Source organism: Achromobacter aegrifaciens, assembly GCF_902859965.1.
In the GTDB taxonomy this organism is placed as follows: Bacteria; Pseudomonadota; Gammaproteobacteria; order Burkholderiales; family Burkholderiaceae_B; genus Achromobacter; species Achromobacter aegrifaciens.
Genome location: NZ_CADIKO010000007.1, coordinates 60327 through 75504 on the forward strand (window position 1 = coordinate 60327; position 15178 = coordinate 75504).

The window sequence follows — 15178 nt, forward strand, 5'->3', positions numbered from 1 at the left end:
ACTCCTCCGGGTTAGCGCGACGTACGGTCGCGAGGCAGCGTGTTGCTATTGCTGCTGCCGGAAGACTGAGGCACCGGCGCGGCGCTGCCGCGAGCCGGCGACTGCGCGGGCGGAGCCAGCGTGGTCGAACCGGAACCGGCGACACCGGACTTGCTGGCGTCCTGAGCGGCCAGATGCATGATCTTGTCCAAGGGCAGGTACAGCATGTTGTTGTTGCTCTTGGTGTCGACCATGACCTTGCTGGCGCGCGTGAAGATCTCCTGCATGCTCTCCAGATACATGCGCTGGCGCATGACCTGCGGCGACTTTTCGTATTCGCCGAGGATGCTGGTGAAGCGCGAGGTATTACCCTGGGCGTCACCGACAACCTTGGCCTTGTAGCCTTCGGCCTGCTCCGTCATGCGGGAAGCCTGGCCGCTGGCCAGCGGCACGACCTGGTTGGCGTAGGCCTGGCCTTCGTTGATCTGGCGCTCGCGGTCCTGGCCCGCCTTGACGGCGTCGTCGAACGCGGCTTGCACCTGCTCAGGCGGCTGCACGTTCTGGATGGCCACAGTACTGACCTGCACGCCGGTCTGGTAGCGGTCCAGGATCTGCTGCATCAGGGTTTGCACTTGCGTGGCCACCGTGGTGCGGCCTTCGTAGAGCACGAAGTCCATGGATTGCTTGCCCACGACTTCGCGCATGGCCGTTTCTGAGGCCTGGCGGACGGATTCATCCGGATCGCGCGTCATGAAGAGATAGTCGGGCGCGCCATCGGCACGCAGGCGGTACTGCACGACGAACTGCATATCGACGATATTCTCGTCCGTCGTGAGCATCAGCGCTTCAGGCAGAACCTTGTTGCGCGCGCCGCCACGGAAACCGACTTCGAACGTGCGCAGTTGCGACACGTTGACCATTTCGTGGCTTTGAATGGGGTACGGCAGGCGCCATTGGAAACCGGCTTGCGACGTCGACTTGTACTTGCCGAACTGTGTCACAACCGCGACCTGGCCTTCCTGCACGATGTAGAAACCGCTGGCCAGCCAGATGCCGGCCGCGACCAGGGCGATCACCCCCAGGCCGATGCGCGCACCGCGCGGCGACGGCGGCGTCATGCCGCCGCGGTTTCCGGGGCGGTTATTGCCGCCCCCGCCCTTGCGCCCGAACAACGATCCGATGCGATTGTTGAAATCGCGCCAGACCTCGTCCAGGTCGGGAGGGCCGTCTCCGTTGCCTTGGGGCCGCTTGGGCGGCGGCTCGGAGCCATTGTTGTTCCCACGACCCCAGCCGGGGTCATTCAGATTGAAGAGTTTGATAATTCGCGGCATTGTTTCCCACAATCTGTCCGGTTTCCGCAATTGCCCCGCGCAACGCATCCAAACCGGCGCGCTCGGTGGCGCTTACAAATACTCGCGCAATCGTACCATGTGCATCGCGTTCCACCCGCGGCTCCAATCCGGCGAGATCGATCTTGTTGTAGACCAGAATGGTGGGAATCGAGGCCGCGCCGATTTCGGCCAGAACCTTGTTCACCTCAAAGATCTGCTCATCGCGCTGCGGGCTGGCGGCATCGACCACGTGCAGCAGCAGGTCGGCATGCACGGTTTCTTCCAGGGTGGCGCGGAACGCCGCGATCAGGCCGTGGGGCAGATCGCGGATGAACCCGACCGTATCGGACACCACCACCGAGCCCGCCCCTTCGATCCAGATGCGGCGCGTGGTCGTATCCAGCGTCGCGAACAACTGGTCGGCGGCGTAGCTGTCGGCGCGCGTCAAGGCATTGAACAAGGTGGACTTGCCGGCGTTGGTATAGCCGACCAGCGATACCGACAGCGCACCGCCGCGCGCGCGCGCCCGGCGCTGGGTCACGCGCTGGCGTTCGACCTTGTCCAGCCGCTCGCGCAGCACCTTGACCTTGGCGCCGATCATGCGGCGGTCCATTTCGAGCTGGGATTCACCCGGTCCGCGCATGCCGATACCGCCGCGCTGCCGCTCCAGGTGGCTCCACATGCGGGTCAGGCGTGTGGCCAGATGCTGCAGCTGGGCCAATTCGACCTGCAGCTTGCCTTCATGGCTCTTCGCGCGCAGCGCGAAGATGTCGAGAATGAGCGCAACGCGATCCACCACGCGCAAGTTGAAGGCGCGTTCCAGGTTGCGTTGCTGTGCGGGGGACAGCGGCTGGTCGAAAAGGACGATGTCGGCCAGCAAGGCCTGAGCCATCGCCACGCCCTCATCGGCCTTGCCTGAACCGATGAAGAACTTGGCGTCGGGTCTGTCCCGCCGTGCCGTCAAGGTGCCGACGATTTCCGCGCCAGCGCCCTTGGCCAGCATGGCGAATTCCTCGGCATGGGCCGCGAAGTCCGGATCTCCCAGATCCACGCTGATAATCAGAGCGCGCATACATGCACCATATTGGAGCCAAAGCGAAAATGCCCGCCGACGAGGACCGTCCGGCGGGCAATAAAAGGTAAAGCTGGAGCGAGATTACTCAGCAGGGACTTCCACCTGGAAATTCACGGCGCGCGCGGGGACGACGGTCGAAATGGCGTGCTTGTAGACCATTTGCGTGACCGTATTGCGCAGCAGCACCACGTACTGGTCGAAGGATTCGATTTGCCCTTGAAGCTTGATGCCGTTCACCAAGTAGATCGACACGGGCACATGGTCCTTGCGCAGCGTGTTCAGGAACGGATCTTGCAGAGTTTGCCCTTTATTGCTCATTGGCCAGGCTCCATTTGTTTGTTATTGAGTGGTGGCGTACTTCTGTACTGGTGGGGTACGCCGAAACTTGTACTCTACAGGGTTTTCCCGGCCCGTGCTACTTGGGCAGGAAGCAAAAGTGACACCAGAGTTTTCCGACTGGAAAGCTGCTGCCGCTCAAGCCTGCAGGACCTCCGCAAGCGCCTTCAACAGCAGTTCGCACTGCTCGTCGGTGCCCACGGTAATTCGCAAAAATTGATCGATGCGTTCATGGCGGAAATGACGCACGATGATGCTGCGCTCGCGCAAGGCGGCAGCCAGACCGGCGGCATCCTTGTTGGGGTGCCGCGCGAACACGAAGTTCGCGGCCGAGGGCAGCACCTCGAAGCCCAGGGACTGCAGCCCCTCCGTCATCCGCGAACGGGTGTCGATCACGGCCTGGCGGGTGCGTTCAAAGTACTCCACGTCTTCCAGGGCCGCCACCGCTCCCGCAGAGGCAAGACGGTCGATGGGGTAGGAGTTGAAACTGTTCTTTACACGCTCAAGCCCGTCGATGAGTTCGGCGCTGCCTACGGCAAAACCGACGCGCAAGCCCGCCAGCGAACGCGACTTGGACAGCGTCTGCACCACCAGCAGATTGTCGTAGCGGTCCACCAAAGGAATGACGGACTCTCCGCCAAAATCCACGTAGGCCTCATCCACCACGACGACCGCGTCGGGATTGCCGGCCACGATGCGCTCGACCTCCGCCGCGCTGAGGGCGCGGCCGGTGGGCGCATTGGGATTCGGGAAGATGATGGCGCCCGCCTGCCCCTTGGCGCCGGGCAGATAGTCTTCGACTGCGATGCTGAAATCGGCCGTCAGCGGCACCGTTTCGTACTGGATGCCGTACAGGCCGCAATAGACCGGATAGAAGCTGTAGGTAATGTCCGGAAAGCGCAGCGGGCGTTCATGCTTGAGCAACGCAAGGAAGACATGCGCCAGCACTTCGTCGGAGCCGTTGCCCACGAAGACCTGGCCCGGCTGCACACCGACCGTGCCGGCGATGGCCTGCCGCAGGCGGTCGGACGAAGGATCCGGATAGAGCTTAAGGGTGTCGTCGCAGGCCGAGCGGATCGCGTCGAGCACCCTGGGCGACGGGCCGTAAGGATGCTCGTTGGTGTTCAACTTGACCAGATTCTGAAGCTTGGGCTGCTCGCCCGGAACATACGGACTGAGCGTCCCGACCACGGGACTCCAGAAGCGGCTCATGGATCAGCTTTCCTGCGTGTAGGGGTTGTGCGAAGACTTGAATTCGATGCGCAGCGGCGTACCGGCCAGGTCGAACGCATTGCGGAAGCGCGTTTCCAGGTAGCGGCGATAGGAGTCCGGAATGGCGTCCAGCGCATTGCCGTGGATGACGACCAGCGGCGGGTTCTGACCGCCCTGGTGCGCATAGCGCATCTTGGGACGGAAGATACCCTTGCGGGGCGGCTGCTGCTGTTCGACAGCGATCTGCAGCTCGCGCGTCAGCTTGGGCGTGGACAGCTTGGCGAACGCCGCGGCGTGCGCCGCGTTGATCGACTTGAGCAAGGGCTTCACGCCCTGCCCGCGCAGCGCCGAAATGGTGTGCATGCGCGCGAACGACAGGAAGCGCAGCTTGCGCTGGAATTCGCGTTCGATGCGTTCCTTGGCTTCGCCGTCCAGGCCATCCCATTTGTTGATGGCCACGACCACGGCGCGGCCCGTTTCCAGCACGAAGCCTGCAATGTGCGCATCCTGCTCGGAGATCTCGGTCTGCGCGTCCAGCATCAGCAGCACGACGTTGCTGGCCTCGATGGCCTGCAGCGTCTTGATGACGGAGAACTTCTCGACCGCCTCGAATACCTTGCCGCGCTTGCGCAGGCCTGCGGTATCGATCAGCGTGTAGCGGCGGCCGTCGCGCTCGAAGTCGATCTCGATGGCGTCGCGGGTCGTGCCCGGCATGTCGAACGCGATCACGCGCTCTTCGCCCATCAGGGTATTGATGAGTGTGGACTTGCCCACGTTGGGACGGCCGACGATGGCCAGCTTGATGCGGTGATCGTGCTCAGCCTCTTCGAATGCGTCTTCTTCGGCGGGCGGCTCGGCCAGGTCCTGGAGCGCCAGCTCGATCAGGTCAACGATGCCATCGCCGTGCGCCGCGGAAATCGGATAAGGCTGACCCAGCCCGAGCTCATGGAACTCGGAAATGGCGCCGCTGGCGCCCATGCCTTCCGCCTTGTTCACCGCCAGCAACACGCGCTGCTGCCCGGACTTGCGCAGCAGCTGGGCGATTTCGTGGTCATGGGCATTGATGCCCGCACGGGCATCAACCAGGAACACCACGACATCGGCCTCGGCGATGGCCTGCCGGGTCTGGCGGGCCATCTCCAGCAGGATGCCGTCCTTGGCGACGGGCTCGAAACCACCGGTATCGATGACGATGAAGGGGATCTCGCCTACCCTGCCCTCGCCGTAATGGCGATCGCGGGTCAGGCCGGAGTAATCGGCCACCAGCGCGGCGCGCGATCGCGTCAGGCGGTTGAATAGGGTCGACTTCCCCACATTGGGGCGGCCGACCAGGGCGACGACAGGCTTGAAAGACACGGTGTAAGGCTTTGTTCTATAGGTTTTAGTTGGCGCCGATCAGGACGAGGTTGCCATTACCCGTCTGGACCAGCACACCTTGGGAAGTAGTCTGCGGCGGCGAAACCACTGGACCACCGCCCACCGACAGGCGCGCCATCAGGCTGCCGTCGCTGCGCGACAGGAAATGCACGTAGCCGTCCAGGTCGCCCACTGCCAACGCACCGCCGAGCATGGCGGGCGCGGTGACCTGGCGGTTCTTCAAGGCCGCCTGCTTCCAGACGTTGCCGCCATTATCCAGCGCAAAAGCGTTGATCACGCTGTTCTGGTCCGCCGCATAGGCGAAGCGCTCGTCCAGCGACAAGCCGCTGACGCTGGAGAAGTCCTTGGCCCACATCGGGCGGCCGCCGGCCGTGACGTCGAAGCAGACGATACGTCCCTGGTAGGCCACGCCGCAAAGCAGATTGCCCGCGATACGGGGCGCACCGACCACGTCGGTCAGGCGCTCCAGGTCGCTGGCGCCGCGCGGCGTCGCCACGGTGCCTTCCCATTGCACGTTACCACTATTGGAGGCAATGGCCATCAGTTTGCCGCCCGGCAGGCCGGTAATGACCAGGCCTTCGGCCAGGACCATCTGCGACACGCTGCGCAGAGCCAGCGAGGGGCCGGGACGCTGCACGTTCCAGACGCGTTCGCCGCTGTTGGCGTCGAAGGCCTGGATGCGGTAGTCGCCGCTGCGGACCACGACGATGCCATAGCCCACGACGGGCGGAATGGTCACGTCGCTGGTGGCACGAACCTTCCACTTCACCTTGCCGGTGTCGTCAAAGGCAATGACGTCGCCGTTCGGCGAGGCCACAGCGGTGGTGGTGCCATCGCTGCCGGCGCCGGCGGACAACTTGCCGTCGACACTGGCCTTCCAGATGGCGCGGCCGCTTTGCAGGTCGAATTTGCCGACCGAACCATCGGGCGTGGCGGCGTAGATGGCGTCGCCCAACACCGTGGGCGCAAAGCCCAGTCCGGAACCGCTGCCGACCGAGACGCTCCAGACCTGGCGCACGGACATGCCGGCCTTGTATTCGGTCAGGGGCGCGGGATCGTAGCGGCCGTCATCATGGGAGAACATGCCGCATCCGCCCAGGGCGAGCAAGCCCGCCAGGCAAACGGCGCCACGCCACGTACGGCCAGGTGCAAATTTACGCATTACAGTCACGCTCCGCTCAGGGCATCCAGTTTCAGTTGCACAACCTGGGTCAAGGGATTTGCCGTACCCAGGCCATCGATGGCGCTTTGCCAGGCGGCGCGCGCTTCCTCGCGCTTGCCCTGCGCGGCGAGGATATCGCCGCGGCGATCCGCGTACAAGGCGGCGAAGGCTGCCGGCGGGTTGTTCAGCTGCGCCAGGGCGGCATCGTATTGCTTCTGGTCCAGCAGCATGCCGGCCAGGCGCAGGCGCGCCACCGACTGCATCGACGGGTTCTTGCCCTGGGCAGCCAGCCATTCCAGCTGCTCGCGGGCGCCGGCGTCATCCTTTTGGGCCTGCAGCGCCTGGGCCGCCACCAGCGCGCCGCGCGCGGCGTAGCCGGTGGACGGATACTGCTCGCGCAGCGTGGCCGCGGCGGTCTTGATGCGGACCGAGGAATCGGCGCCACCCAGACGCGCCGCGTCTTCCAGCGCTTCGAAGTAGCCCATGGCCTGGTTGGCGCGGTGCGATTGGTAGGCCTTCCAGCCCCACCAGCCGCCCCAGGCCAGCGCCACCGCCGCCACCAGCGTGACCACCAGGGTGCCGTAGCGCGCCCACCACGCCTTGATTGCGTCGAGTTTTTCCTGTTCTTCGAGATCGTATGCCATGCATTAACCCTTGTTATTCAATACGTCGGCCAATCCCGCCAACGGGACTTGCTGTTGGGCCGATTCGCCCTGCGCCTCGGCGCGCAGGAACTTGACGCTGGCCGTCTGCGCAGCCACTTCGTCGGCGCCAAGAATAACCGCAACACGGGCGCCGCTGGCATCGGCGCGCTTGAATTGCGACTTGAAGCTTGCGGGACCCGCATGCACGATGACCGACAGGCCGGCATCGCGCAGGTCTTCACCGACCCGGGCGGCCAGGCGCTGCGCCTCTTCGCCTTGGTGCACGACGTAGACGTCGCACTCGGCCGGCTGTTCCACCTGCACGCTCTGCTCCCAAAGGTCCAGCAGGCGCTCCATGCCGATCGCAAAGCCCACCGCGGGCGCGGGCTTGCCGCCCAGCAGCTCGATCAGGCCGTCGTAGCGGCCGCCGCCGCACACGGTGCCCTGGGACCCGAGGCGGTCGGTGACCCACTCGAACACCGTGAGGTTGTAGTAGTCCAGCCCGCGCACCAGGCGCGGATTCAGGCGATATTCGATACCGGCGTCGGCCAGGCGCTGGCACACGCCGTCGAAGTGCGCGCGCGACTCCTCGCCCAGGAAGTCGAACAGGCGCGGCGCGCTGTCGGCCATTTCCTGCATGGCGGGGTTCTTGGTGTCGAGGACGCGCAGCGGGTTGCTGTACATGCGGCGCTGGCCGTCTTCGTCCAGGATGTCGCGGTGCTTTTCCAGGTGCTCGATCAAGGCGGCGCGGTGAGCGGCACGCTCGGCCGGCTGGCCCAGCGAATTCAGCTCCAGGCGCACGTCGGTCAGGCCCAGCAGCTTCCAGAGGCGGGCCAGCATGACGATGAGTTCGGCGTCCACGTCGGGACCGGCAAAGCCCAGGGCCTCGACGTCGATCTGGTGGAACTGGCGGTAGCGGCCGCGCTGTGGGCGCTCGTGGCGGAACACGGGGCCGATGGAATAGACGCGCTGCGGGCGGTCATAGAGCAGGTTGTGCTCGATGGACGCGCGCACGATGCCCGCGGTCATTTCCGGACGCATGGTCAGCGATTCGCCGTTGAGCGCATCGGTGAAGGTGTACATCTCTTTTTCGACGATATCGGTCACTTCGCCGATGCCGCGCGCGAACAGGCGCGTATGCTCAAGCACGGGCGTACGCACATTGCGATAGCCGTAGCCGCGCAGCCAGCCGCGCACGATTTCCTCGAATTGCTCCCAGCGGGCGCTGGCCCCTGGCAACAGATCATTCATGCCGCGTATGGCGGCGACTTTCTGGAAAGCTTGAGTCATCTTGATCATGCCGCATCGCGCGCCGGCAAGCGCGCTAGCAGCCACACCCTTACTTTAGTGAGAGGCAGGCGCGCCATAGCGGCGCGCGACGTAGTCTTCGACAATGGCCTGGAACTCTTCGGCAATATGGTCGCCCTTGAGCGTGACCGTGCGTTCGCCGTCGACGAACACCGGCGCCGCCGGCACTTCGCCAGTGCCGGGCAGGCTGATGCCGATATCGGCATGGCGGCTTTCGCCCGGCCCGTTGACCACACAGCCCATGACCGCGACGTTCATGCTTTCGACGCCGGGATACTGGGCGCGCCAGAGCGGCATCTGGCGACGCAGGTAGGTCTGGATGCTGTCGGCCAGTTCCTGGAAGAACGTGCTGCTGGTGCGGCCGCAGCCGGGGCAGGCGACGACCATGGGCGTGAACGCGCGCAGACCCATGGTCTGCAGGATTTCCTGCGCCACGATCGCTTCGCGGCTGCGGTCGCCGCCGGGTTCGGGCGTGAGCGAGATGCGGATGGTGTCGCCGATGCCCTGCTGCAGCAGCACGGCCAGCGCGGCGGTGGAGGCCACGATGCCCTTGCTGCCCATGCCGGCTTCGGTCAGGCCCAGATGCAGCGGGTAGTCGCAACGCGCGGACAGGTCGCGATAGACCGCGATCAGGTCCTGCACGTGGCTGACCTTGCAGGACAGGATGATCGCGTCGCGCCGCAGACCAAGCTCTTCGGCGCGCTGTGCGTTGCTGATGGCGGACACCACCAAGGCATCGCGCATCACGGCCTGCGCTTCCCACGGTTGGGCGCGCAGGTTGTTCTCGTCCATCTTGCGCGCCATCAGTTCGTGATCCAGGCTGCCCCAGTTCACGCCGATACGCACCGGCTTGTCGTAGCGGCAGGCCACTTCGATCATCTGCGCGAAGTTGTCGTCGCGGCGCTTGCCCCCGCCCATGTTGCCGGGGTTGATACGGTACTTGGACAGCGCTTGCGCGCATTCCGGGAACTGGGTCAGCAGCTTGTGGCCGTTGTAGTGGAAATCGCCCACCAGCGGCACGTTCACGCCCATGCGGTCGAGCTGTTCGCGGATGGCGATGACTTCACGCGCGGCTTCAGGGGTGTTCACCGTGATCCGCACCAGCTCGGAGCCGGCCTGGGCCAGCTCCTTGACCTGGATGGCGGTGGCAATGGCGTCCGCCGTGTCGGTGTTGGTCATGGACTGGACCACGACCGGGGCGTCGCCGCCGATCTTCACGACACGGTCGCCCCACTTCACCGCCACCGAACGCGTGGCGCGGCGCTCAGCCGCCCCCACGGAGGGAGGCGGGGCATCCTGGCAAGGCAGAGAGGATTCTTGCATCGGTGGAACCGGGTTGTTACTTGGTCGACTTCGGCAGCCAGTCCGACGGCAGCCAGTGCTGCGGCAGCCAGCCTTGCCAGAAGGCATACGCCACGCCGGCGGCCAGCACCAGCACGATGGCAATGAGCCAGCCCCAGGAGGTCGAGGACGAACGATCGTCGTCGGCGCCTGACTGGGGAATGGAATGCGCCGAATGCAGCGCGCCCGGGCTGAGCTTCACCGGGCCGGTGACGCGCGCCTTGGGGTCGAGCGAATCGACGATGGTTTGCGAGTCCGCGCCCAGCAGACGCGCATAGTTGCGTACCAGGCCGCGCAGCGAAACGCCGGTGGGCAGGTTGGCCCACTGCTCGTTTTCCAGGGCTTCGATCTGCTTCGTGGAAAACTTGATGCGACTGGACACTTCGTCGAGCGACCAGCCCTTGGACTGGCGCAGCGCGCGCAATGCCGAGCCGATGCCTCCCGCAGCGCCTGCGGGCGTTTCTGAAACTGCCGAAGCGAAATCCTGCGTCATGCGTGCACCTGTTTAATTGGTATGGTCTGGCGCTGTGCGGCGTTCCGTTCGGTGATCCGGGTACGGTCGCGCACTTCTCCGGCCAGTTGGCCACAGGCCGCATCGATATCGTCACCCCGGGTCTTGCGGACGGTGGTGATGATGCCGGCGTCCATCAGACGCTGCGCAAACACCTTCACCCGCGCCGAGTTCGAGCGCTTCAGGCCGGACTCGGGAAAGGGATTGAACGGGATCAGATTGAGCTTGCAGCGCAGCTGGCGTGCAATTTGGATCAGTTCCTTGGCGTGCTGGTCGGTATCGTTGATGCCGTCCAGCATGCAGTATTCAAAAGTGATGAAGTCGCGCGGGGCGAACGCCAGATAACGTTCGCAGGCCGCCAGCAACTCCTTCAGCGGATATTTCTTGTTCAGCGGCACCAGCTCGTCGCGCAGCGCATCGTTCGGCGCATGCAGGGACACGGCCAGGGCCACGGGACAGTCCTGCGACAGGCGGTCCATCATGGGGACCACGCCGGAGGTGGATACGGTGACGCGGCGGCGCGACAGGCCATAGGCATTGTCGTCCAGCATCAGGCGCAAGGCGGGCAGGACCTGGTCGTAGTTGAGCAGGGGTTCGCCCATGCCCATCATGACCACGTTGCTGATGACGCGGGTGTCTTCGGTGGCGCGGGCGCTTTCCAGGCGGGCGGTGCCGATGTCGGCCTCCAGCACGCGCTTGGCCCACCACAGCTGGCCGATGATCTCGCTGGTCTTCAGGTTGCGGTTGAAGCCTTGGTGCCCGGTCGAGCAGAAGCGGCAGTTCACCACGCATCCGGCCTGGCTGGAAATGCATAGCGTGCCGCGGTCGTCCTCGGGAATGAAGACGGTCTCGATGGCATTGCCCTGTCCCACGTCGAACAGCCACTTGCGGGTGCCGTCGGTCGAGCGCTGCTCGATGTTGACGGGCAAAGCCTCGATGCGGCAATGCTGCGCAAGCTGGCCGCGGAATTCGCGGGCCAGGTCGGTCATGGCGTCGAACGAATCGGCGCCGCGCTGGTGCATCCAGCGCTGCAACTGGCGGGCCCGAAACGGCTTGCCGCCCCACTTTCCGACCAGTTCGGACAGGGCGGAGCCGTCAAGCCCCAGCAGATTGATTCGTTCGACGGATTCCATGACCTGGGTAAAACTCAAAAGCTAGAACAGATGTTCCGCGAGAATCAACGGCTGTGGATGTTGATTTCGGGGAAGAAGAAAGCGACTTCGACAGCGGCCGTTTCCGGAGCGTCCGAGCCGTGCACGGCGTTGGCGTCGATGCTGTCGGCGAAGTCGGCGCGGATGGTGCCAGGAGCCGCCTTCTTGGGGTCGGTGGCGCCCATCAGGTCGCGGTTCTTCAGGATGGCGTCTTCACCTTCCAGCACTTGCACGAACACCGGGCCGGAGATCATGAAGTCGACCAGGTCCTTGAAGAAGGGGCGTTCCTTGTGCACGGCGTAGAAACGCTCGGCGTCGGCGCGCGACAGCTGGGCCAGGCGGGCGGCGATGACCTTCAGGCCGGCTTGTTCGAAACGGCCGACGATCTGGCCGATGACGTTCTTGGCGACGGCGTCGGGCTTGATGATCGAGAGGGTGCGTTGAATGGACATAAGAACTCCAAAAACTGATTTCTGACTTGGTTTCTGTGAATTGCCTGGCGTGGATCTGCGCTTGTCGGTGTCACCCTTGAAGCGTCATCGCGCTGTTGGCGCACGGGGCGGTCCGAAACGAATGCATGTTTCGGGCCGTCCCGAACCACTGGTCCAAGGCAGGGATTCGACACTGCCTACCTGTCGGACTCACCCGGAATCCTCAATGAATTCAGGGACTTCTAAAAGGTTTACAGTAACCCGGTATTCTAACACGCTGAGAAGACCGCATTACATCTTAAAATGTGCGGTTTGCCGCCCGCGTCCCTAACCCGGGCGCCCCTGTTTGCCGGAACCCTGCAATGACTCAAGCTGCTCCCCCGAACGCCGCGAACGCCGCGAGCGACACCCAGGAACTCTCCAAGAGCTTCGAACCCTCCGCGCTGGAATCCCGCTGGTACGCCGAGTGGGACAAGCGTGGGTACTTCCAGGCGGGCCAGCATGTAAAAACGGGGACCGAAAGCCAGCCCTACGTCATCCAGTTCCCGCCGCCCAACGTGACGGGCACCCTGCACATGGGCCACGCCTTCAACCAGACCATCATGGACGGCCTGGTGCGCTACCACCGCATGCTGGGCGACGACACCGTATTCATCCCCGGCACCGACCACGCCGGCATCGCCACGCAGATCGTGGTTGAAAGACAGCTGGACGCCGAGAAGGTTTCCCGCCACGACCTCGGCCGCGAGAAATTCGTGGAAAAAGTGTGGGAATGGAAGGAAAAATCCGGCAACGCGATCACCAGCCAGGTCCGCCGCCTGGGCGCTTCGGCCGACTGGCCGCGCGAGTACTTCACCATGGACGACCGCATGTCGCGCGGCGTGGTGGAAACCTTCGTGCGCCTGCATAAACAGGGACTGATCTACCGCGGCAAGCGCCTGGTCAACTGGGATCCGAAGCTGCTGACGGCCGTATCCGACCTGGAAGTGGTTTCCGAGGAAACCGACGGCCACATGTGGCACATCCTTTACCCCTTCGTCGATGGTCCGCAAACCATCGTCGACAAGGACGGCCAGACCGTCACGCTGCGCGGCCTGACCATCGCGACCACCCGCCCGGAGACCATGCTGGCCGACGGCGCGCTGTGCGTGCACCCCGAAGACCCGCGCTACAAGCACCTGGTCGGCAAGCTTGTCGAACTGCCGCTGTGCGACCGCAACATTCCCATCATCGCCGATGATTTCGTCGACCCCGAGTTCGGCACGGGCTGCGTGAAGATCACTGGCGCCCACGACTTCAACGACTACGCCTGCGCGCTGCGCCACGATCTGCCCATGATCGTGATCTTCACGCTGGATGCCCACATCAACGAGAACGGCCCCGCGCAGTTCCAGGGCATGGAGCGCTACGTGGCCCGCAAGGCCGTGGTCGCGCAACTGGAAGCCGAAGGCTATCTGGTCAAGGTCGAGGCGCATAAGATGATGCAGCCCAAGGGCGACCGCACCGGCGTCGTGCTGGAGCCGATGCTGACGGACCAGTGGTTCGTGGCGATGAGCAAGCCCGCCCCCGAAGGCACGCTGAATCCGGGCAAGAGCATTACCGAGGTTGCACTGGAAGTCGTGGCCGACGGCCGCATCCAGTTCTATCCGGACAACTGGACCACCATCTACAACCAGTGGCTCAACAACATCCAGGACTGGTGCATTTCGCGCCAGCTCTGGTGGGGCCACCAGATTCCGGCCTGGTACTCGGAAGACGGCCAGGTCTTCGTCGCGCACGACGAAGCCGAAGCCACGGCGCAGGCCCGCGCGGCCGGCGTGACTGGCGAGCTCAAGCGCGACCCGGACGTGCTGGACACCTGGTTCTCGTCGGGCCTGGTTCCCTTCACCACGCTGGGCTGGCCGGAAAACACGCCGGACCTGCAGCGTTACCTGCCGTCCAGCGTGCTGGTCACGGGCTTTGACATCATCTTCTTCTGGGTGGCGCGCATGGTGATGCTGACCACCCACCTGACCGGCCACATCCCGTTCAAGCACGTCTACGTGCACGGCCTGATCCGCGACGCGGACGGCCAGAAGATGAGCAAATCCAAGGGCAACACGCTGGATCCGGTCGACCTGATCGACGGCATCGACCTGGACGGCCTGGTGGTCAAGCGCACCTACGGCCTGATGAATCCGAAGCAGGCCGGCGCCATCGAAAAGGCCACCCGCCGCCAATATCCGGACGGCATCCCGGCCTTCGGCACCGACGCGCTGCGCTTCACCATGGCGGCTTACGCCACGCTGGGTCGCAACATCAACTTCGACCTGAAGCGCTGCGAGGGCTACCGCAACTTCTGCAATAAGCTGTGGAACGCCACGCGCTTCGTGCTGATGAACACCGAAGGCCACGATCTGACTGGCCCGGAAACCGGCGAAACATCCTTTGTGGACCGCTGGATCGTCAGCCAGCTGCAAGCGCTGGAAGCCGACGTGGCGCGCGGCTTTGCCGACTACCGCTTCGACAACATCGCCAATTCGCTTTACCGCTACGTGTGGGACGAGTACTGCGACTGGTACCTGGAACTGGCCAAGGTCCAGATCCAGACCGGCACGCCGGCCCAGCAACTGGGCACGCGCCGCACGCTGATCCGCGTCCTGGAAGGCGTGCTGCGCCTGGCGCACCCGATCATTCCGTTCATCACGGAAGAGCTCTGGCAAAAGGTGTCGCTGGTGGCCGGCAAGCGCAAGGAAGGCGTCGCCGACAGCGTCAGCGTCCAGCCCTACCCGCAGGCCAACCCCGCCGCGATCGACACCGCCGCCGAAGCCGACGTGGCCGAACTGAAGGCGCAGGTCGAAGCCGTGCGTGCGCTGCGCGGCGAAATGAACCTGTCGCCCGCCCAGAAGGTGCCGCTGTGCGCGCAGGGCGATGCCCCCACCCTCACCCGCAACGCGCCATACCTGGCCGCGCTGGCCAAGCTGAGTCAGGTCGAGGTGCTCGACGCCCTGCCCGACGCCGGCGCGCCGGTCCAGGTCGTGGGCGGCAGCCGCCTGATGCTGCACGTCGAAATCGACGTAGCAGCGGAACGCGTGCGCCTGGACAAGGAAATCGCGCGCCTGGAAGGCGAAATCGCCAAGGCCAACGGCAAGCTGTCGAACGCCAGCTTCGTCGAACGTGCGCCGGCCGCCGTGGTCGAACAGGAAAAGGCGCGCATGGCGCAGTTCGGCGAAACCCTGGACAAGGTGCGTGAACAGCGCACCAAGCTGGGCAACTAAACCCCATCCCAGCACTGGAAACAAAAAACCCCGGAACGTTGTTCCGGGGTTTTTTATTTCATC

The 15178-nt window shown here is 64.5% G+C and carries 13 protein-coding genes; 1 reads left to right on the forward strand and 12 read right to left on the reverse strand.

Annotated elements, in window-relative coordinates; genetic code table 11:
- Positions 1–11: 11 nt before the first annotated feature.
- The 12 genes from hflK to ndk all read right to left on the reverse strand — a co-directional run bounded on the left by hflK (position 12) and on the right by ndk (position 11879).
- Positions 12–1310, reverse strand: coding sequence for an FtsH protease activity modulator HflK (gene hflK / locus HV793_RS29635; protein WP_054458647.1), 1299 nt, complete (start codon positions 1308–1310; stop codon positions 12–14).
- Entirely contained in the window at positions 1276–2382 is a 1107-nt protein-coding gene (gene hflX / locus HV793_RS29640; protein ID WP_054458649.1) for a GTPase HflX, read from the reverse strand. Before hflX ends, hflK begins: the two co-directional genes overlap by 35 nt.
- Positions 2383–2466: 84 nt before the next feature.
- Positions 2467–2703: an RNA chaperone Hfq gene (gene hfq / locus HV793_RS29645; RefSeq protein ID WP_006218585.1), complete on the reverse strand. Its 237-nt coding sequence runs from the start codon at positions 2701–2703 to the stop codon at positions 2467–2469.
- A gap of 156 nt (positions 2704–2859) precedes the next feature.
- Complete coding sequence (gene hisC / locus HV793_RS29650; protein WP_175182240.1) at positions 2860–3933, reverse strand: histidinol-phosphate transaminase; 1074 nt, start codon at positions 3931–3933, stop codon at positions 2860–2862.
- Positions 3934–3936: 3 nt separating this feature from the next.
- A complete protein-coding gene (gene der, locus HV793_RS29655; RefSeq protein ID WP_054458654.1) occupies positions 3937–5289 on the reverse strand; it encodes a ribosome biogenesis GTPase Der in 1353 nt (450 codons plus the stop codon).
- A gap of 25 nt (positions 5290–5314) precedes the next feature.
- A complete protein-coding gene (gene bamB / locus HV793_RS29660; RefSeq protein WP_054458655.1) occupies positions 5315–6472 on the reverse strand; it encodes an outer membrane protein assembly factor BamB in 1158 nt (385 codons plus the stop codon).
- A gap of 5 nt (positions 6473–6477) precedes the next feature.
- Positions 6478–7116: a YfgM family protein gene (locus HV793_RS29665; protein ID WP_054458657.1), complete on the reverse strand. Its 639-nt coding sequence runs from the start codon at positions 7114–7116 to the stop codon at positions 6478–6480.
- A 3-nt stretch (positions 7117–7119) separates the two neighbouring features.
- The gene (hisS, locus tag HV793_RS29670; protein ID WP_119450758.1) at positions 7120–8406 is read right to left on the reverse strand and encodes a histidine--tRNA ligase; all 1287 of its coding nucleotides are present in this window, start codon (positions 8404–8406) and stop codon (positions 7120–7122) included.
- A gap of 54 nt (positions 8407–8460) precedes the next feature.
- Positions 8461–9747, reverse strand: coding sequence for a flavodoxin-dependent (E)-4-hydroxy-3-methylbut-2-enyl-diphosphate synthase (gene ispG, locus HV793_RS29675; RefSeq protein ID WP_054458661.1), 1287 nt, complete (start codon positions 9745–9747; stop codon positions 8461–8463).
- A gap of 16 nt (positions 9748–9763) precedes the next feature.
- On the reverse strand, positions 9764–10258 hold the full coding sequence (locus HV793_RS29680; RefSeq protein ID WP_054458663.1) for a helix-turn-helix domain-containing protein: 495 nt from the start codon (positions 10256–10258) through the stop codon (positions 9764–9766).
- On the reverse strand, positions 10255–11409 hold the full coding sequence (rlmN, locus tag HV793_RS29685) for a dual-specificity RNA methyltransferase RlmN (protein ID WP_054458665.1): 1155 nt from the start codon (positions 11407–11409) through the stop codon (positions 10255–10257). Before rlmN ends, HV793_RS29680 begins: the two co-directional genes overlap by 4 nt.
- A 44-nt stretch (positions 11410–11453) precedes the next feature.
- Entirely contained in the window at positions 11454–11879 is a 426-nt protein-coding gene (ndk, locus tag HV793_RS29690; protein ID WP_006393972.1) for a nucleoside-diphosphate kinase, read from the reverse strand.
- Between the two features lie 341 nt (positions 11880–12220).
- On the opposite strand from ndk, the gene HV793_RS29695 reads away from it, so the two are divergent.
- Complete coding sequence (locus HV793_RS29695; RefSeq protein WP_175182241.1) at positions 12221–15115, forward strand: valine--tRNA ligase; 2895 nt, start codon at positions 12221–12223, stop codon at positions 15113–15115.
- Positions 15116–15178 lie beyond the last annotated feature (63 nt).